At 61.9% G+C, this 19097-nt stretch carries 17 protein-coding genes; 5 read left to right on the top strand and 12 right to left on the bottom strand.

The features are described 5' to 3' along the window. Position 1 precedes the first annotated feature (1 nt). On the top strand, positions 2-1072 hold the full coding sequence (locus NKI35_RS23475) for a M48 family metallopeptidase (RefSeq protein ID WP_352741579.1): 1071 nt from the start codon (positions 2-4) through the stop codon (positions 1070-1072). Between the two features lie 25 nt (positions 1073-1097). On the opposite strand, the gene NKI35_RS23470 is transcribed toward NKI35_RS23475, so the two are convergent. Further along, complete coding sequence (locus NKI35_RS23470) at positions 1098-3098, bottom strand: hypothetical protein (protein ID WP_352741578.1); 2001 nt, start codon at positions 3096-3098, stop codon at positions 1098-1100. Beyond that, positions 3095-4648 carry a bifunctional ADP-dependent NAD(P)H-hydrate dehydratase/NAD(P)H-hydrate epimerase gene (locus tag NKI35_RS23465; RefSeq protein WP_023691258.1) on the bottom strand — a complete coding sequence of 518 codons (1554 nt, stop codon included), beginning with the start codon at positions 4646-4648 and terminating at the stop codon, positions 3095-3097. The genes NKI35_RS23470 and NKI35_RS23465 overlap by 4 nt, the downstream gene beginning before the upstream one ends. A 384-nt stretch (positions 4649-5032) precedes the next feature. Between NKI35_RS23465 and NKI35_RS23460 the strand changes: the two genes are divergently transcribed. After that, a complete protein-coding gene (locus NKI35_RS23460) occupies positions 5033-5371 on the top strand; it encodes a P-II family nitrogen regulator (protein WP_006205430.1) in 339 nt (112 codons plus the stop codon). A 58-nt stretch (positions 5372-5429) separates the two neighbouring features. Further along, the gene (glnA, locus tag NKI35_RS23455) at positions 5430-6839 is read left to right on the top strand and encodes a type I glutamate--ammonia ligase (protein ID WP_023672775.1); all 1410 of its coding nucleotides are present in this window, start codon (positions 5430-5432) and stop codon (positions 6837-6839) included. A gap of 136 nt (positions 6840-6975) precedes the next feature. Here the strand turns inward: glnA and NKI35_RS23450 are convergent, their stop codons facing one another. Continuing rightward, complete coding sequence (locus tag NKI35_RS23450; protein WP_352741577.1) at positions 6976-8016, bottom strand: glutamine synthetase beta-grasp domain-containing protein; 1041 nt, start codon at positions 8014-8016, stop codon at positions 6976-6978. Between the two features lie 316 nt (positions 8017-8332). Here NKI35_RS23450 and NKI35_RS23445 point away from each other — a divergent pair, with 316 nt between their 5' ends. Then, positions 8333-8530: a DUF2735 domain-containing protein gene (locus NKI35_RS23445; RefSeq protein ID WP_023743042.1), complete on the top strand. Its 198-nt coding sequence runs from the start codon at positions 8333-8335 to the stop codon at positions 8528-8530. A gap of 94 nt (positions 8531-8624) precedes the next feature. Here the strand turns inward: NKI35_RS23445 and NKI35_RS23440 are convergent, their stop codons facing one another. The 8 genes from NKI35_RS23440 to NKI35_RS23405 all read right to left on the bottom strand — a co-directional run bounded on the left by NKI35_RS23440 (position 8625) and on the right by NKI35_RS23405 (position 17813). Further along, on the bottom strand, positions 8625-10511 hold the full coding sequence (locus tag NKI35_RS23440; RefSeq protein ID WP_023743043.1) for an MFS transporter: 1887 nt from the start codon (positions 10509-10511) through the stop codon (positions 8625-8627). Between the two features lie 178 nt (positions 10512-10689). Beyond that, positions 10690-11481: an ATP12 family chaperone protein gene (locus NKI35_RS23435; RefSeq protein ID WP_352741576.1), complete on the bottom strand. Its 792-nt coding sequence runs from the start codon at positions 11479-11481 to the stop codon at positions 10690-10692. A gap of 11 nt (positions 11482-11492) precedes the next feature. Further along, the gene (locus NKI35_RS23430) at positions 11493-12350 is read right to left on the bottom strand and encodes a DMT family transporter (protein ID WP_502897167.1); all 858 of its coding nucleotides are present in this window, start codon (positions 12348-12350) and stop codon (positions 11493-11495) included. Between the two features lie 62 nt (positions 12351-12412). Next, positions 12413-13393 carry an RluA family pseudouridine synthase gene (locus NKI35_RS23425; RefSeq protein ID WP_023691252.1) on the bottom strand — a complete coding sequence of 327 codons (981 nt, stop codon included), beginning with the start codon at positions 13391-13393 and terminating at the stop codon, positions 12413-12415. 133 nt (positions 13394-13526) lie between these two features. Continuing rightward, positions 13527-13901: a fluoride efflux transporter CrcB gene (gene crcB, locus NKI35_RS23420; protein WP_023672768.1), complete on the bottom strand. Its 375-nt coding sequence runs from the start codon at positions 13899-13901 to the stop codon at positions 13527-13529. Between the two features lie 53 nt (positions 13902-13954). Continuing rightward, entirely contained in the window at positions 13955-14785 is an 831-nt protein-coding gene (locus NKI35_RS23415) for an aspartyl/asparaginyl beta-hydroxylase domain-containing protein (protein WP_352741574.1), read from the bottom strand. A gap of 182 nt (positions 14786-14967) precedes the next feature. Continuing rightward, the gene (locus tag NKI35_RS23410; protein ID WP_352741573.1) at positions 14968-16278 is read right to left on the bottom strand and encodes a replication-associated recombination protein A; all 1311 of its coding nucleotides are present in this window, start codon (positions 16276-16278) and stop codon (positions 14968-14970) included. Positions 16279-16325: 47 nt separating this feature from the next. Continuing rightward, positions 16326-17813 carry a DegQ family serine endoprotease gene (locus NKI35_RS23405; RefSeq protein ID WP_352741572.1) on the bottom strand — a complete coding sequence of 496 codons (1488 nt, stop codon included), beginning with the start codon at positions 17811-17813 and terminating at the stop codon, positions 16326-16328. Between the two features lie 140 nt (positions 17814-17953). On the opposite strand from NKI35_RS23405, the gene NKI35_RS23400 reads away from it, so the two are divergent. Continuing rightward, the gene (locus tag NKI35_RS23400; RefSeq protein ID WP_352741571.1) at positions 17954-18580 is read left to right on the top strand and encodes a hypothetical protein; all 627 of its coding nucleotides are present in this window, start codon (positions 17954-17956) and stop codon (positions 18578-18580) included. Between the two features lie 82 nt (positions 18581-18662). Here the strand turns inward: NKI35_RS23400 and rplQ are convergent, their stop codons facing one another. Then, on the bottom strand, positions 18663-19094 hold the full coding sequence (gene rplQ, locus NKI35_RS23395) for a 50S ribosomal protein L17 (protein WP_352741570.1): 432 nt from the start codon (positions 19092-19094) through the stop codon (positions 18663-18665). Positions 19095-19097 lie beyond the last annotated feature (3 nt).

Below are 19097 nucleotides of genomic sequence, written 5' to 3'. Positions count from 1 at the left end.
AGTGTCGCGACTGATCATCAGCGCCGGTCGGCGGTTTGGCAGGTTCACGGTCCTGTTTTTCGTTGTTCCCGCTCTCGTCATTTTCTGCGTCTGGATGTCCCTGCTCGACAACCATCCGATCTGGTTTATCGCCAGCGGCTTCGTCGCCATGCCGATCGCCACCACGGCCTTGGCATTTCTGTTCGGCACATTGTTTGCGGGCTTCCGACGCAGCAAGATCAAAGGCGTCAGTGAAGCAGAAGCGCCCGGCCTGTGGGCGCTGTGGCGGAGCGTCGCCGGACCGCGCCGTGCTGCGCGCACGGTTGTCATACTAGAGGGCAACCTGAACGCCAGCGTGCGCGAAGAGCGCACGCTTCTCGGCCTTCTCGGCAATCGGCTGTTTCTAACCATTGGCATCCCTCTCCTCGCAGTGACCGATGAAAGAGCGCTTGCCGCGATCCTTGCCCATGAGGACGCGCATGTGCGCAACAAGGATACCAATGGCAGCCTCAATCTCGCTGAGTTCGAAAACGGTTTCGGATTTGTCTTCGAGTATGCCCCGCCCGGAACCACGATCACAGGCAGCCTGCTCCACGCCGCTATCGGCTGGCTGTCGCAATCGTTCGAGCGGGAAGAAATCCGGCTTTCGCGCGAAGCGGAGATCAAGGCAGATCGACACGCGGCATCCTCCGGCGACGCCGAGCACGCCGCACGCGCGCTGTTGCTTCTTGCCACGGCAGACGTGCATTTCACGGAGACGGTCTATGACCCTTTGCAGCATGAATTGCGAGGTGCTTTGCGTCCGCCGCGACCGCCGCTCGAGCGCATGCTAGAAGCTGCCGGCCAGCTGCGAGAACCCATTTGCCTCGATGTTTGCGCCCGCAAGGCGTGGGCAAGCCCGGATGACGCAAAGTCCACCCATCCATCATGGGCTCAACGGCTGGCGGCGCTTGGCTACACGGAGCCGCCCGACCTGGACCCGATCGCCGTGACCGCGCTCTCGACGCTGCTGAACTCGAGCGTAGCACAGCGCCATATTTCGGAATTCGACACCAAATGGACTGCGCGGATGGAAGACTATCTGCAGCGCTGAACTGGTAGTCGCCCAACTCCCAGGCTCACTCCTCTTCCGCCGCCCCGAACCCCGCATCCCTGGGGGCGCTGGTCGCGCTCGCCCAGGGCGTCGCGTGATTGTCGATGCGCATCTGGAAGATGAAATAGGTCGGCGAGCAGTAGCCGATGCCTTTCACCTTGGCGGCGCCCGGCGTGTCCGGCGGCAGCGACTGGCACATGTAATCCTCGCGGCAGAAATGATCGGCCGAGCAGGCCGGACGGTTGCCGCGGTTGACCGCGCCGCCGAGGCACTGGTCGAAATTGTTGGTGGCGACGCAGGTGTCGAATTTCTTGCCGCCGACCATGCCGCAAATTTCCGATGGCATCGGCTTGCCCGTCTTGAATGCGGCGAAGCTGCGGTCCTTGTCGTCGCAAGCGCGATAAGCGATGCCTGCCGGTACGCCGATTTTCGGTGGGCGGCAGGTGTAGGCGGTCCGCGATAAGGTCGGCGCAAAAGCAGCGAACTGGCCGGTGATCTTGTAGCGGTCGTTGAACGGCTGCGACGGGTTGCTGGCGATCGAGCCGGTCAGGCAGGGATGGCCCGAAAACATCTTTGGGCTGTCCTTGGGCAACAGACATTGCGCCAACGCGGTATGCACGCCTGAAGCCGTCGCCAGTGGCGTGCAGACCGTACCGCCGCCGCATTGCCAGGTCGCGCCGAAGCGTTTTGCATCCTCCGGCATCAGGCACGGCATCGCCATCTCGGCTGGGGCGTAGTCGACATCGCCGGCATCGGTCCATGTCGCCGGCGGCGCGAAGGACAGCGGCCGGTAGCGGTTCGGCTCCTTGCCTTCTTCCGTCGCGCGCAGCCAAGCCTCACGTCGCGGAATCTCGGCATGGAGATGCGGCGAGATGCCGACCTCGATCCGGTTGAGCGGCGACGTCGTTTTGTCGTCGAGGCCGATGAAGTGAAAGCCGGCCGTCGAGCCCGCCTGGTGGCAGCCCTGGCAGGCGCCATTGTCCAGCCGCTCGACCAGCGCCTCCGGTGTCCGCACCAATTTCAGCGCCGCATAGTCCAGGCCGGCGAAATCCGCTGGCTGGAACAGCGGCGTGAACGGATGGTTGGCCCGTCTCGCGCTACCGAAGGTCGACCACGAGATGATTTTCTTGGCCAGGAATTCGTCGGGGATTTCGTAGACGCCGAGATCGACGGCCGCGACATTGGCGCTGACGTAGTCGGCGAGCCTTTTCTTCAGTGCGGCATCATCCGAGAGCCGCGCAACGTCAGGCGTATTCTCCAGCGGCTTCTCGCTGATGGCAGCGCCATCGATGCCGAAGATCCGCATGAGATAGGCCGCCTGCCCGCCGAATTCGGTCTCCTGTCCCGAGGGAAAACGCACCACCTGCGCATTGAGCTCAAGCTGTTTGAAGTTCAGTTCCTCCGGTGCCAGCGGCCCGCCGGCCAGCCAGCCGGCATCGACGTTTTCGTCGATCTGCGGTGTCCAGCGCCCGGCAACGCCGACGCAGCCGCCATCGGCATCCGGCGCCGCGCTGTAGACGGCGTTGAAATTGAATGGCAGCCTCGAAGCGAGAAGTTTGCCGTTCTTGCGGAAACTGTAGGCCAGGCGATAGATGAAGCGCACCTCGCCACAGCTTTTGTCGCCAGCCAAAACATTGAAATCGCGCCGGTCGAGCCGGTTGACGACGCCGACTAGGCGGAAGCGCGCGGCCTCGGTCTTCAGCCAGCGCATATCCATGATGCGGCCGACATTGCCGTCGGTCACCTCGTAGAGCGTGCGCCCGCCGGCCTTTATCTCGGCCCGTAGCGTGGCAATATCGGCCGCCACCATGTCGACAACAGCATGATAGGCCGGCGCCTCGCTGTAGAGCGTCTTCAGATCGTCTGCGCCATCGACGGCGAAAATTCCGGCGAAGCCAAACCCCTTGGCATCGAGGGCGGCCAGCACCGCCGGATCGTCGACGATGGTCACCGGCTGCTCAGCGCGCACGCCATGCGAGGCGAACAGCGCGATGATGGCTGCAATGGCGAGCGCGAAACGCTTCATCCGATCGGCACCTTCTGCCGTGCCTCGACAAGTTCACGCAGCACCGGCACCAGCGCCAGCGGCAGATCCTCGGCGATCAGACCCGGTCCGAAGCGGCTGCCGGCCTCGGCATGGATCCAGACCGCTGCGCAGGCGGCCTCGAATGCCTGCATGCCCTGCGCCAGCAGCGCGGCGACAATGCCCGCCAGCACGTCGCCGGAACCGGCGGTGGCGAGCCATGGTGCACCATTGGCGTTGATCACCGCGCGGCCGTCCGGCGCCGCGATGACGGTGTCGGCGCCCTTGTAGACCATGATGGCGTTGGCTCGTTCAGCGGCTGCGCGCGCCTTGGCGAGTTTCGACTGCTTCTTGTCCTTCGCGATGTCGGGAAAAAGTCTGGCGAATTCGCCTTCATGCGGCGTCAGCACCAATACCGGCGCCCACGGGAGCAGCGCGGCGTCGAACAGGGCCTGAGGCTGATGCGCCAATGACGTGATGGCGTCAGCATCCAAGACAATGGCAGGGCGCTGAATTCCGAATGAACTCGTCGACGTGCGGTTTAGGTCAGCGACCGTCGCGATCAATTGCAACGCGAAATCCCCCACTTTGGGTTTCGGCCCGAGCCCTGGTCCGAACACAAGTACTTCGGGGTGCCTCGCCGACAAAAATTCCTGCACTTCCTCCATCGAACCGGCCTCGCGCAGCATGATCGATGTCAGATGCGCGGCGTTTACCTGCATGGCATTTTCAGGCGAGAGCACGGTCACCGCCCCTGCCCCGGCTCTGGCTGCAGCCATCGCCGACAGCCGCGCCGCACCTGTCGCGCTCGGCCCGCCGGAAAAGACGCTGACGTGGCCGCGCTTATACTTATGTGTATCGACCGCCGTTTTCGGAAAACTGTATAGCCAGAAATCAGGCGTGTTCTCGAACGTCTTGATCTTGAACTCATCGACGATCGCATCCGGAATGCCGATATCGGCGATGATGATCTCGCCGCAGAGGCTGCGCCCCGGCATCAGCAGATGGCCGGGCTTTTTCCGCACGAACGTCACCGTCACGTCGGCCTTGAAATAAGCGTTGCTCAAGCCGGTCTCGCCCGACACACCAGAAGGCAGATCGATTGACACCACAGGCACGCGCTCCGCCGCGGCCAATCCTGAGACGGCAGAGGCATGCAGGGATATCTTCTTCGACAATCCCGCACCATAGAGCGCGTCCACGACGACTTCACCCGGTTCCGGGTAGCAGTGTCCGATGTGCTCGACCGGCAGATTGCAGGCCTCGGAAGCTCGCGCCGCATCACTCCCGGGCTTCTGCTTGCCTTCGGCCCAGAGCGCCACATTCACACCAGCCTCGGCCAGCAACCGCGCTACAACATAGCCGTCGCCACCATTATTGCCGGGGCCGCACAGCACGTGCACGCGGCTTGCTGCGGGATAGCGTGCCAGGACCACAGCAGCGACCGCTTCGCCGGCGCGCTGCATCAGGCCATAGCCGTCGAGCGGACCGGCCGCGATCGCCAGCCGGTCGGCCTCGCCCATCTCGGCCGGCGACAGGACTTCATTGCTCATGGATTGCCGATCCGCATTTCGTTCAAGGCCGACCCCTTTGTCCCTATCGAGCATTGTCCAGTTTCGGATTCGAAGCAAACGGCCAGGTGCTGCGTTGGCGTGCGGCCAATCCTTTCGCAGACTGGTGCCACGGATCCGCGCGGGCCTGCAAAATGCGCAATCTGCCTAATTATCGTGCAGACGCCCGAAGCGGCAATGTGTAGGCTTCGGGCAGCTTTGCCGCAGCCGAAGCAGAGGATGACGCGAATGTGCATCCCGGCGCGGCGCGGCATTGGAATTGCGCGAAACCGCTTCGCGTGGGCTGAAATTGGCACAGTTCGTGCTTGATGGAGGCGCAAGCGGGGCGCACAACCCGTTTTTTTGGCAGTGGAGGCCACTTTTTACATGAAAAAGATCGAAGCGATCATCAAGCCGTTCAAGCTAGACGAAGTGAAGGAAGCGCTTCAGGAGGCCGGTCTGCAAGGCATTACCGTGACCGAGGCCAAGGGCTTTGGCCGCCAGAAAGGCCATACCGAACTCTATCGCGGCGCCGAATATGTCGTCGACTTCCTGCCCAAGGTGAAGATCGAAGTCGTGCTGGGCGACGACGCCGTTGAAGGCGCCATCGAAGCCATCCGCAAGGCGGCGCAGACCGGCCGCATCGGCGACGGCAAGATCTTCGTCTCCAACATCGAGGAGGTCGTTCGCATCCGTACCGGCGAAACGGGGATGGACGCCGTCTGAGCTTTCTGATTTCAGATTAACGTCTCCTCGAAACGTCATCACACAGGGAAGAAACGACATGACGACAGCCAAAGACATCATGAAGCAGATCAAGGACAACGACGTGAAATTCGTCGACCTGCGCTTCACCGATCCGAAGGGCAAGCTGCAGCACGTGACGATGGATGTCATCGAGGTCGAGGAAGACATGTTCGCCGACGGCGTCATGTTCGACGGCTCCTCGATCGCCGGCTGGAAGGCGATCAACGAGTCCGACATGGTGCTGATGCCCGATGCGGACACCGTCCATATGGATCCGTTCTTCGCCCAGTCGACCATGGTCATCCTGTGCGACATTCTCGATCCGGTCTCCGGCGAATCCTACAACCGCGACCCGCGCGGCACAGCCAAGAAGGCCGAGGCCTACATGAAGGCCGAAGGCATCGGCGACACCATCTATGTCGGCCCCGAAGCCGAGTTCTTCGTCTTCGACGACGTCAAGTACAAGGCCGATCCCTACAACACCGGGTTCAAGCTGGACTCGACCGAACTGCCGTCCAACGACGACACCGACTACGAGACCGGCAATCTCGGCCACCGCCCGCGCGTCAAGGGCGGCTACTTCCCTGTGCCGCCGATCGACAGCGCGCAGGACATGCGCTCCGAAATGCTGACCGTGCTCGCCGAAATGGGCGTGCGCGTCGAAAAGCACCATCACGAGGTTGCCGCTGCCCAGCACGAGCTCGGCATCAAGTTCGACACGCTGGTCCGCAACGCCGACAAGATGCTGATCTACAAATATGTCGTGCACCAGGTCGCCAACGCCTATGGCAAGACGGCCACCTTCATGCCGAAGCCGATTTTCGGCGACAACGGCTCGGGCATGCACGTCCACCAGTCGATCTGGAAGAACGGCAAGCCGACCTTCGCCGGCAATGAATATGCCGGCCTGTCGGAGTCGTGCCTGTTCTACATCGGCGGCATCATCAAGCACGCCAAGGCCATCAACGCCTTCACCAACCCGCTGACCAACTCCTACAAGCGCCTTGTGCCTGGCTATGAAGCACCGGTTCTGCTCGCCTACTCCGCGCGCAACCGTTCGGCCTCCTGCCGCATTCCGTTCGGCTCGTCGCCGAAGGCCAAGCGCGTCGAGGTCCGCTTCCCCGATCCGGGCGCGAACCCCTACCTCGCTTTCGCCGCCATGCTCATGGCCGGCCTCGACGGCATCAAGAACAAGATCCACCCGGGACAGCCGATGGACAAGGATCTTTACGACCTGCCGCCGAAGGAACTGAAGAAGATTCCGACCGTCTGCGGTTCGCTGCGCGAAGCGCTGCAAAGCTTGGACAAGGACCGCGGCTTCCTGAAGGCCGGCGGCGTCTTCGACGACGACCAGATCGACTCTTACATCGAGCTCAAGATGGCCGAAGTGATGCGCTTCGAAATGACCCCGCATCCGGTCGAATACGACATGTACTATTCGGTCTGAACGATAAGCCTCAGCGACAAGGAAAATCCCGGCGTCAGTTCAGACGCCGGGGTTTTTGTTTGACCAATAGCAGACCGTAGACTTGGTAGCAGCAGGCTACGGCGCAGGCTTATGAAGCCTGCGGCGCTATAGATGCTTAGGCGGCCGCCGAAACCTGGGCGCTGGTCGAAACCTCCGCGATGGTCTTCAGGATCTGCGAAGCGATCTGGTAGGGGTCGCCTTGCGAATTCGGGCGGCGGTCTTCCAGGTAGCCCTTGTAGTCATTGTTGACGAAGGAATGCGGCACGCGGATCGAGGCGCCGCGGTCGGCGATGCCGTAGCTGAAGCGGTTCCACGGCGCGGTCTCATGCTTGCCGGTCAGGCGCTTGTCGTTGTCCGGGCCGTAGACGGCGATGTGGTCCATCAGGTTCTTGTCGAATTGAGCCATCAGCGCTTCGAAATAGGCCTTGCCGCCGACTTCGCGCATATAGGCGGTCGAGAAGTTAGCGTGCATGCCCGAGCCGTTCCAGTCGGTGTCGCCGAGCGGCTTGCAGTGATACTCGATGTCGATCTCGTATTTTTCGGTCAGGCGCTGCAAGAGATAGCGGGCCATCCACATCTGGTCGGCGGCCTTCTTGGAGCCTTTGCCGAAAATCTGGAATTCCCACTGGCCCTTGGCCACTTCGGCGTTGATGCCTTCATGGTTGATGCCTGCTGCGAGGCAGAGGTCGAGATGCTCCTCGACGATCTGGCGCGCGATCGGGCCGACATTCGAATAGCCGACGCCGGTGTAGTACGGACCCTGCGGCGCCGGACAGCCGCTCTCGGGGAAGCCGAGCGGACGGCCGTCCTTGTAGAAGAAATACTCCTGCTCGAAGCCGAACCAGGCGCCCTCGTCGTCGAGGATGGTGGCGCGCTTGTTGGACACATGCGGCGTCACGCCATCTGGCATCATCACTTCGCACATCACCAGCACGCCATTGGTGCGGGCCGGATCGGGGAACACGGCAACCGGCTTCAGCACGCAATCGGAGCTATGGCCTTCGGCCTGCTGCGTCGAGGAACCGTCAAAGCCCCACAGCGGCAGCTGCTCGAGCGTCGGGAACTCGGCGAACTCCTTGACCTGGGTCTTGCCGCGAAGATTGGGGACCGGCGTGTAACCATCGAGCCAGATATACTCGAGCTTGTATTTCGTCATTCTAGAGCCTCTCGTTGCTTGATCACCGAACCTGGATGACGCCGGCGCGCCGAGCCATCCAGCAGCCCAGCTGCCAAGCCAATAAAATGCAAATCGTGTGCCACTTCAGTTGGTCAGGGTGCGGCAAAATGCCCTTTCATGCCGGTGACGAAGGCAAGCCGCCTAAGCAATGCGCCCGGATCGATCAAAGGCAGAATTTGCTTAAATAACAGGCAAATGCCGATCTTTCTTTAGGCATCTTGCCTAAATGGATTGCAGGACTTACCTTGATGGAAAGATGAATCGAAGAGCCTCTCCAGAAGAAAGGAGACCGACCATGGAAATCACCTCAGCCCGTCCGTCGGCCAAAATCCTGATGTTCCCGGTGGCAGCGCGTGCGGGTGCCTCAAATTTAGGCGTAAAGGCCAAGTTTGCGGCAGAGCTTGCTTCGCTGCGCGCTCAGCCGCTTGACCATGGCGAGGCTTGGTATCATGAGGCCGCCATTGCGGACGCCGAACAGCCTCGCAAGAGCTAGGCGTCTTCCGCGCTGATAGATCGAACAGGCCCACAAATGAAAAACCCGGCGCGATCGCTCGCGCCGGGTTTTTTGTATGACACAGACCTGTCGGCTACTGTTTGGTATGCAGGTCGGTGCCGAGCGTATCCCTGACGAAGATCATGCCGATGATCAGCGACATTGCCGCGATCACCACCGGATACCAGAGCCCGTAGTAGATATCGCCCTTGTAGGCACTGAGCGCGAACACGATCGCCGGGAGGAAGCCGCCGAACCAGCCATTGCCGATGTGGTAGGGCAGCGACATGCCGGTGTAGCGGATGCGGGTCGGGAACATCTCAACCAGGATCGCCGCGATCGGCCCGTAGACCATGGTCACGTAGAGGACCAGGATGAACAGGATGCCGATGACCTTGGCCCAGTTGACCTGTGCCGGGTCGGCAAACATCGCAAACGCACCCGCTGCCGGAATGCTGTAGACAGTCACCTCGGTGGCGCCGGCTGCCTCATCCTTGGTCAGCACCTTGTCCTTGATCGCCTGCTCGGTCGGGACTGCGGTCTTTTCGCCTGCGCGGATGGCTGCCGCGTCGAGCTTCAGTTCGGGGTTGGCCGCGACAAAGGCGTCGAGCTTCTGGTCGGCAACCTTGGCGGCAGCGCGCTTCAGCGGATAACCACCATCCTGCAAGGCAATATTGATTGCCTTGCCGAAGGCTGCCTCTTTGGCCTTCAATTGATCGCCAGCCGCGACCGCGTCATAGGATTCAGCTGTCTCGTTGCCGATCTTGACTGTAGCAGGCGTTCCAGCCGCTGCCGTCGTCACGACGTCATAAGGCACCGAGTTCTTGCTGAGAAAGGCGGTCGCGATATCGCATGACGTCGTGTATTTGAAAGTGCCCGTGGGGTTGAACTGGAATTTGCAGTCGCCAGGCGCGGCGGTCACAGTCGCACGCGTTGTCTGTTGTGCCGTTGCCAGAGCTGGATTAGCCGCCCAGGTCAGCGCCTTAAACAGCGGGAAAGTGGTGACGATCGCCAGCGCAAGACCGGCCATGATAATCGGCTTGCGGCCGATCTTGTCGGAAAGCCAACCGAACACGACGAAGAAGATCGCGCCTACCGCCAGCGCGATGGCGACCATGATGTTGACCGACTGCGCGTCCACCTTGAGCACATTGGTAAGGAAGAACAGTGCGTAGAACTGGCCGTTGTACCAGACCACGGCCTGGCCGGCGGTGAGGCCGAAAAGCGCCAGCAGCGCAATTTTTGCATTCTTCCATTGGCCGAAGGCTTCCGACAAAGGCGCCTTGGAGCCCTTGCCCTCTTCCTTCATACGGACGAAGGCCGGCGATTCCGAAAGCGTCAGGCGAATCCAGACCGATATTGCGAGCAGGATGGCCGAGAGTAGGAATGGAATGCGCCAGCCCCAGGCCGCGAAATCCTCCTTGCTCAACGAATTCTGCACGGCCAGGATGATGATCAGCGACAGGAACAGGCCAAGCGTCGCTGTCGTCTGAATCCACGACGTATAGAAGCCACGGCGATCGTCGGGTGCATGTTCGGCGACATAGGTCGCGGCACCGCCATACTCACCGCCGAGCGCCAGGCCCTGCAGCATGCGCAGCCCAACCAGGATGATGGGCGCCGCGATGCCCCAGCTCGCCGAACCGGGAAGCAGGCCGACCAGGAAGGTCGACAGGCCCATGATCGTGATGGTGACGAGGAATGTGTATTTGCGGCCGACGAGATCGCCGATACGGCCGAACACCAGCGCGCCGAACGGCCGCACGAGGAAGCCGGCAGCGAAAACCAGCAGCGTGAAGATGTTGCGCGTCCCCTCCGGATAAGAGGCGAAGAATGTGGTGCCGATTGCGGCCGCCAATGCGCCGTAGAGATAGAAATCATACCATTCGAAAACCGTGCCGAGCGAGGAAGCGAAGATGACTTTCTTCTCCTCCCGCGTCATGCCGCGGCTGCTTCCGCCGGCGGTCGATGCCAATGCCATTGAACTGTCCTCCCGTGAATCGTCTGCCTTCGACGCTGGGCGTCATCGTCGGCGTTCCCTCCGAACGCGACTCGAACCCGACATCGGCGTAAAAAATGACAGAAAGCGACCGCCGGAGGCAGACAGACCTTGGATTTATGACTTTGGTATTAGGTGCAGTGCGGCAAAAGGCCGAGGATCAGGTCTTCAGCGCATCGAGCAGGCCGACGGCCGCCATCATGTCGCGTTTGCGAGCCGAGCGGCGTGCGACAGCCTCGGCATCCTGGCCCCAATGCTCGATCTGCCAGTCCTCGTCGACATGGCCGGCGGCCCAAGCCGCATCGCCATCGAGCGCACCGTAATCGACCGCCAGCGCCAGCAGCGCCGACCCGGTCAGCGAAGTCATGACATGGATTGCAGCCAGCCGCAGCGGCTCGGCACGCTGGGCAAGATGGGCGCCGAGGACGGCGAGGCTTTCGCGCGGCTGCTCGACATGGATGATGCCCTCGGCGAGGTTGAACCGAGCCCCTAATGTCGCCCTCGCCCAGTCGATCACCGGATCCCAATGCTGGTTCTGCCGCTCGACCAGCCCCTGCGGCGCGTCGGCGCGGTAGCAGGTCAGATCGGACGAGGCGAAGCGCAAGACGTCCTCCAGCACCGCCTGCGGGTCGCTGGCGACGCCGTCGATGGCGGTGTTGACCAGACGCAGCACCGGCATCGTGACCGGGTCGATGGTCTCGCCCTGTGCAGCGAACTCATTGGCGACCAGGGCGGCGGCGTTTTCGGTCGGCAGCGCCAGCAGCGCCTTGCCCGGCGTGCGCACCGGCTTGCCGTCGAGATGGACGGCAAAACCGTCTTCCACAGCTACGACCGACACGTCCTTGTAGAAGCGCTTCGGCAGGTGCGTCTTCATCTGGATCTGCGCGCGGCGCACCGGATCCGGATCGGACAGATGCTTTCCCGCTTCGAGGTCGTTGAGGATGTCACGCATGGTCGAACTTTCTATCCAGGTACCTGCTTGCGCGCCGGCCGGTTGACGATGATCAGGCCGACAGCGATCAGCCCAAGCGCCACAAAGATCCTGGTCGTCGGCGCCTCGCCCAGAATGATAGCGCCGCAGAGGACGCCGAACACCGGCGACAGGAAAGCGAAGCTCGACAGGGCCGATGCCGGATAGCGCCTGAGCAGCCAGAACCACAGCACATAGGTGAAGGCAACTATATAGAGCGACTGGAACAGCAGCGCCAATGCCGGCAAGGCACTGACCGCGCGGATCGGCGGGCCGGCGAAAGGCATCACCAGGACACCGACAATGGCCGCACCGGCCAACTGATAAAGCAGCAATTTCTCGGCACTGGTCTCGACCAGTTTCGAACGCTTGATGACGATACTGGTCGCCGCCCACAGGATACCGGAGCCGAGGCTGAGCAGATCGCCCATCAAGGTCATCTCGGTGCCGCCGGCAATCCCGTCGGAAAACACCGCCACCAGGCCGCAGAAGGCGAGAACGAGCCCGCCAAGCTTGCGCGCGTTGATACGCTCACCGAGCAGGAAATGGCCGCCGATCAGGACCCAGAACGGCATGGTGTTGACCAGCAGTGTGTTGCGAGCAACGGTCGTGTATTCCAGCCCGATATAGAGGCACAGGAACTCGACGCCGAACAGCACGCCGACAATGATGCCGGCGACAAGCGACCCGTCGGCCTTAAACAACCTGATGCCGCGCAGCCAGCACCAGCCGAGCACACAGAGCCCGCCAATGATCGAACGTGCGATCGAGACGAAAACCGGATCGTAGCCTGCATAGGAGATCTTGGCGGCGACGTAGTTCAGCCCCCAGGAAAAGGTCAGCCCGACCATGATGGAAGCAGCCGCCAGATCGACCGCATCGCGGCGATCCAATGCCGAGGCAACGGCCAATGTCAGTCCTCCGCGCTGGCGTCGTCGAAGCCGATCAGGTTCCAGCTCTGGCGCATATGCGGCGGCATCGGCGCGGTGACGTCGATGACGCCCTTGTCCGGGTGCGGAATGACGATGCGGCGCGCATGCAGATGCAGGCGGTTTTGAATGCCGCCCGGAAAGTCCCAGTTGGTGTCGGCCTCGAAATATTTGGGGTCGCCAAGGATCGGGCAGCCGATATAGGCGGCATGAACGCGCAGCTGGTGGGTGCGGCCAGTGTACGGCTCCATTTCCAGCCAGGTCATCGTCTGAGCCGCCTGCTCGATGATGCGGTAGTAGGACACGGCGTGGTCGGCGCCCTTTTCGCCATGGGCTGCCACGCGCACGCGGTCGCCGTCCTCGGTGGGCTCCTTGATCAACCAGGTCGAGATCTTGTCCTCACGCTTGGGCGGGACACCCTTGACCAGCGCCCAATAGGTCTTCTTGGTCTCACGCGCCCGGAATGACTCGGAAAGCTTCATCGCCGCAAGCCTGGTGCGGGCAACCACCAGCACGCCCGACGTGTCGCGGTCGAGCCGGTGCACCAGGCGCGGCTTCTCGCCCTTCTGGCTGCGCCAGGCCTCCAGCATGTCGTCGACATTGCGGGTGACGCCCGAGCCGCCTTGCACCGCCAGGCCCGCCGGCTTGTTGAAGACGAAGACTTTTGGATCTTCGTGGATCAGCATCTTGGCCAGCACATCGGCGTCGCCCTGGTTGCGGATCGAGTAACCCGTAAGCGCACTCTCGCCCTTCTTGTCGACCTCGAGCGGCGGCACACGCACCACCTGGCCGGGCTCGACACGGCTGTCGGCCTTGACCCGGCTGCCATCGACGCGGATCTGGCCCGAGCGCAGCAACTTCTGCAGATGGCCAAAGCCGAGGCCGGGGAAATGGGTCTTGAACCAGCGATCGAGCCGCATGCCCGCCTCGCCGGCCTCCACCGTGATCTGTTCTACGCCTGCCATGATTTTCGCTTTATCCGTTTCTAACGTGTGACCCCGAAAATCTACTCCGGCTTTCGGAAAGGATCATGCGCAAGATCAAAGTTTCTGCAGCGCGTCCAGGAGGATGCGCCGTGCTCCAGGCGGGGCAATAACACTATGAAACGGTTCTTGCGAGCCAAAGTCCCAGAAACAGGGCGATAATGGCGCCAACGACGCTGGCCAGCGCATATCCCAACGCCGGCAGCGTCGCTCCGCGCTCCCATAGGGTCGCGAAATCGAGCGAAAAGGCGGAGAAGGTGGTGAAGCCGCCAAGGATGCCGGTGGCGACGAACAGCCGGAGCTCATTGGAACCGCCGCGCCGCATCAGCGCGGCGATGAACAACCCCATGGCAAATGAGCCGACGATGTTGATCGCCATCGTCCCCCAGGGATAGTTGGGGCCGACGAGGCGCAAGGTGCCGATGTTGGTCAGGTGGCGGATGCCGGCGCCGATGCCGCCGCCGACCACAACAAGAAGCAGATTGAACATGCCCGTTTACTGCCCGGCCAAGGCAGTGCGGTCAATCCCTTCAGGCCAACGCCTCAGGTCGTCTCGACCTTCTTTGCCTTGCTCGAGCCGATCATGTTCCAGTTCTTGTAGAACATGGAATTGATGCGCTCGACGGTGACCGAAACGATGGCCAGAAGTCCGGCGATGAAACCGGGGAACGGCGACGGGCGGATGATGTCCATGAACACGCAGTAGCGGCGCCCATCATACTCGTTGACCGAGCGGTGCAGCAGCGTGTCGTCGAAAATATAGAGCGGGTTGTCGTGCCAGTAATTCCTGGCGCCGTTGCATTCGACGAAAACCTCTGCCTTCACCGGCAAGAGATTGTAGAGGATGCGCAGGCTGAGCCGCAGCGGTCCAAAATGCCAGGAAGTCGATTCCTTGCCTCTGAAGACAGACACGGCAATGGTCTTGATGTATTTGAAATCCTTGTTGAATTCCGCGACATTGTCGATCCGGTGCTTGCCGTACCACTGATAGACATACATGCCGCGACGACCGGTGCCGAAATTGGCGTCGATATCGGCGATGATCTCGTCCTTGCGCGCCTTGAAGACGTCAAGAACCTCGTTGACCTCGCGCTGATAATCGGCGGGAAACTGCTCCAGCTTCCACACGCCCGGGTTCCTGTAGCAAACGAGGTCCACCAGCAGATTGAAGGGCGACAGCAGCCAGGTGAAGATGCCATTGCCGAGGAAATAGCCGCGCAACAGCGACAGATCCTTGTTGGCGTTGCGCAGCACATCGATCAGGCCGCAGACGATCCAGATCGTGGTCAGGATCGGAATGAAATAGAAGCCGAGCGCGAGCAGCGGGACAGCAATCACAGCCTGGCGAAGCGTTTTGCGAAGGGATTTTGTCATTTTCTGTTCGCGCGGCGCGCTGTCCCCGTTCCGAATTATCGCCCGTCCTGGCAGCCTCCCGGCCGAGTCATGCGACGTGATAGGGCTTTTTGTCATGCGGTACAATCACACTGCTGTGACTGGCGAGGACAGAATTTCAGTTCATCGCAGGCAGCCGAGTTCGTCCCGTTTGTCCCGCGCACCTATTTTTCCCGCTCGCTGCGCAGCTTTGCCCAATAGTCCAGCCGTTTCTTGATATCGCGCTCGAAGCCGCGTTCGGGCGGATCGTAAAAGGTCTGCCGGCCCATCTTTTCGGGGAAATAGTCCTGGCCGGAAAAGGCATCGGGCTGGTCGTGATCGTAGCGGTAGCCGGCGCCGTAATCCTCCTCTTTCATCAGCTTGGTCGGCGCGTTGAGGATGTGCTTGGGCGGCAGCAGCGAACCGAACTCCTTCGCCGCCCGCGTGGCTGCCTTGAAGGCGGTATAGACGGCGTTGGATTTGGGCGCGGTGGCGAGATAGACGGTGGCCTCGGCGAAGGCCAGTTCGCCTTCGGGCGAGCCGAGATAGTCGTAGGCGTCCTTGGCGGCGTTGGCGATAACCAGCGCCTGCGGGTCGGCCAGCCCGATATCCTCCATCGCCATGCGCACCAGCCGGCGGCCGAGATAGAGCGGATCCTCGCCGGCGTCGAACATGCGGGCGAGATAGTAGAGCGCCGCGTCGGGATCGGACCCGCGCACCGATTTGTGCAGCGCCGAGATCAGATTGTAGTGGCCGTCCTGGCCCTTGTCGTAAATCGGCGCGCGGCGCTGCACGATGCGCTGCAACCCTTCGGGATCAAAAACCTCGCCGGGTTTGGCGGCGCGCCAGACTTCCTCAGCCAGCGTCAGCGAGGCCCGGCCGTCGCCATCGCTCATGCGGATGAGCATCGCCCGCGCCTCGTCGTCGAGCGGCAGCGCCCTGCCCTCCGTCTCCTCCGCCCGCGTCATCAGTTTGGCGATGCTGTCCTCGCCCAGCGAGTGAAACACCAGCACCCGCGCGCGCGACAGAAGCGCGGCGTTCAGCTCGAAGGACGGATTTTCGGTCGTGGCGCCGACCAGCACCACCGTGCCGTCCTCCATGACCGGGAGAAACGAATCCTGCTGGGCGCGGTTGAAGCGATGGATCTCGTCGACGAACAGCAGCGTCTGGCGGCCATTGGTGCGACGCAGCTTTGCCGCCTCGAACACTTTCTTCAGGTCGGCGACGCCGGAAAACACCGCCGATATCTGCTCGAAAGCAAGGCTTGTCTCACCGGCCAGCAGTCGCGCCACGGTTGTTTTGCCGGTACCGGGCGGTCCCCAGAAAATCATCGAGCCGAGCGAACCAGAATTGAGGAGCCGCGTCAACGCTCCGTCCGGCCCGGTCAGATGCTCCTGCCCGACGACCTCGCCGAGGTTTTTCGGACGCAGCCGGTCGGCAAGCGGCCGGCCGGGGGGCGCTCTTTCCGGTTCATCGACGCTGAACAGATCGGCCATCTAGGTCTTCTGGTTGGAGCACGATCCTCAGAAATGGGAAGATCGCCTCAGTAACGCAACACCTGGCGCAGTATCTGCCCACCGCGCTCGACGGTAAAGCGCCACCAGCGTGTATCCTGCTGGGCAAGCTGCGCCAGTACGGCTGCCGTATCGACGGTCGTGCCGTTCACCTCGCGCACGATGTCGCCTGGCTGGAAGCCGAAATCGGCGGCCGGCGAATCACGGTTGATGTCGACCACGGTGACGCCCTTGAGGTCGGTGCGCAGGCCGAGGCGCTGGGCGAGCCTGGGCGACAGTTCCGCGACCTTGGCGCCGGAAAACGGGCTGCGGCCATGCAGCGTCACTTCCGAAGCCTTGGCTCCTTCCGGCGCGCGCTCCAGTGCGATCTCCATCGTCGCCTGCTGGCCCTTGCTCAGGATGGCGAAGGTCGCCTTGGTGCCGATCGACAGGGTCGCCATGCGGTAATCCAGCGCCTCGATGCCTTCGACCGTCGTGCCATTGAGCTGCAGCACGACATCGCCGGGCTTCAGCCCTGCCTTGGCCGCCGGTCCGGCTTCCTCAACCGACGACACCAGCGCGCCGGTCGGCTTCTCCATCGATTCGGCGATCTGCGGTGTGACCGCTTCGAATTCGGCGCCTATATAGGGCCGCTCGAAGAAATCGAGCCCGGCCTTGGCCGCGTCGGCGAAGGCGCGCACCATGTTGGCGGGGATGGCAAAGCCGATGCCGATCGAGCCGCCGCTGCGGCTGTAGATGGCGGTGTTGATGCCGACCAGCTGGCCGCCCATGTTGATCAGCGCGCCGCCGGAATTGCCGGGATTGATGGCGGCGTCGGTCTGGATGAAGTAGCCCGAATCCGAAACGCCGATATGGCTGCGGGCAAGCGCCGAAACGATGCCGCTGGTGGTGGTCTGGCCGACGCCGAACGGATTGCCGATGGCCAGCACCAGGTCGCCGACCTCGAGCGCGTCGGAATCGCCGATGGCGATCACCGGAAACGGCTTGTCGGAGGTGATCTTGAGCACGGCGAGGTCGAGCGTCTCGTCCTTGAGCATGACCTTCGAGGTGAATTCGCGCCCGTCGGCGGTCGCGACCTTGACCTCGTCGGCATCCTTGATCACGTGGAAATTGGTGACGACGACGCCGCTCGGGTCGACCAGCACGCCCGAGCCGAGCGAGGATTGCGCGCGCGGCTGCGCGCGGCCGAAAAATTCCTCGAAGAACGGATCGCCGTCAAAGGGCGACGTGACCTTGGCCGTCTGCGACGCATAGACATTGACCACCGCCGGCGCCGTCTGCTTGACCAGGGGCGCAAACGACAGCTGCACCTCTTCGCGGCCGAACGGCACGCGCTTGTCGGGACCGGAGGTGCCGTTCTCGCCCTCGACGCCATGCAGGAGGTCGGTCAGCACATCGGAGAGCCCCGGATCGGCTGGCTTGGCGGCGTCCTCGGCCAGAGCCTGCCTGACTGTCGGCGCGGCTGCGAACGCCATTATGGCGAAGAGCAGAACAAGAGACAGTCGGTTGGCGCGCATTCGCGAATCCTCCAAGGCAAGTTCGGGGGCATTGTCCCGACGATTGTGCAAAATGAAAGGCTAAGCCGCTGAAATCCGATTATTCTGGGCAGCAAAGCAGCTATAGGTCGACTTGCAACTGAAAACCTTCGTCGGCCCTCATGAAAAAACAACTCCTGTCATTCCGTGACTTTTTGAAGACCGGCACTTTTGGGCCTGTTTTCCCTTCTCTGAAAATGATCGACATCGCCAGTATGCTAGGTCCGCCTCACGGCTGGATCACGGAACATGCAGAGACGATTCCGGTCTATTGGACTTTCGGAAAGCTCGAAATTTCCTTTGATGAAGAAGCACCTCATTGGATGAACTGGTTTCAGATCGAAGAAGCGGGCTATCTCGAAGGTGATTTTGAGGTTCTCACCGATCGCCTTGTGCTCTCATTGGATGGGTTCAGTGGAGAGACGAAGCCTTCGGAATTCCTGGCTGCCGGCCTTTGGGCTCCAGAAGAGGCAGCGGTTTTCTACGCCGCCTTGAGCGACGATATCTTGCTGAACATCTGCGCGGGTCCCATTCAGATTCATTTCCGAGTCGATACAGACTTCATCAAAGATGGGGACGCCCAAAAATACCTGGCCAATTCCACCGTGTCGCAAGTGGTCAGCGATATCGATTCCCGCGCCACCCTCGACAGTATCTATTCCTATCCCCAACCGGCGTTCGAAGAGATCCCCGGCGCCTTCAATTGGAATCTGCTTAGCGGTCGCGACTACCTGACGCTTGCTCGCTAAACGTAAGGCTCGCTAAACGTAGGACGCTGGTAACAAAAAGGGGCCCGAAGGCCCCTTTGAATTCATCCAGAAACCCCCAGCCTTATGCGGCCGCGGTTTCCTCATTGGTGCCTTCAGCTTCGAGGCGAGCGCGGTCGCCGGCGCCCTTGGCCGAGGTGTCGCGATCGACGAACTCGATGACTGCCATGGCGGCATTGTCGCCGTGGCGGAAGCCGGCCTTCATGATGCGCAGATAGCCGCCATTGCGGGTGGCGTAGCGCGGCGCGATGGTGTCGAACAGACGCTTGACGACGCCTTCATTGCCGATCTGGGCAATGACCTGGCGGCGCGCATGCAGGTCGCCGCGCTTGCCGAGCGTCACCAGCTTCTCGACGATCGGACGCAAATCCTTCGCCTTCGGCAGGGTGGTGACGATCTGTTCGTGCTCGAGCAGCGACACGGCGAGGTTGGCGAACATCGACTTGCGATGGCTAATGCTTCGGGCGAAGCGGCGGCCTTTAAAACCGTGGCGCATGGC

Source organism: Mesorhizobium sp. M0676, assembly GCF_040320535.1.
Taxonomy (GTDB): Bacteria; Pseudomonadota; Alphaproteobacteria; order Rhizobiales; family Rhizobiaceae; genus Mesorhizobium.
This window is presented reverse-complemented; position numbering and strand designations above follow the sequence as displayed.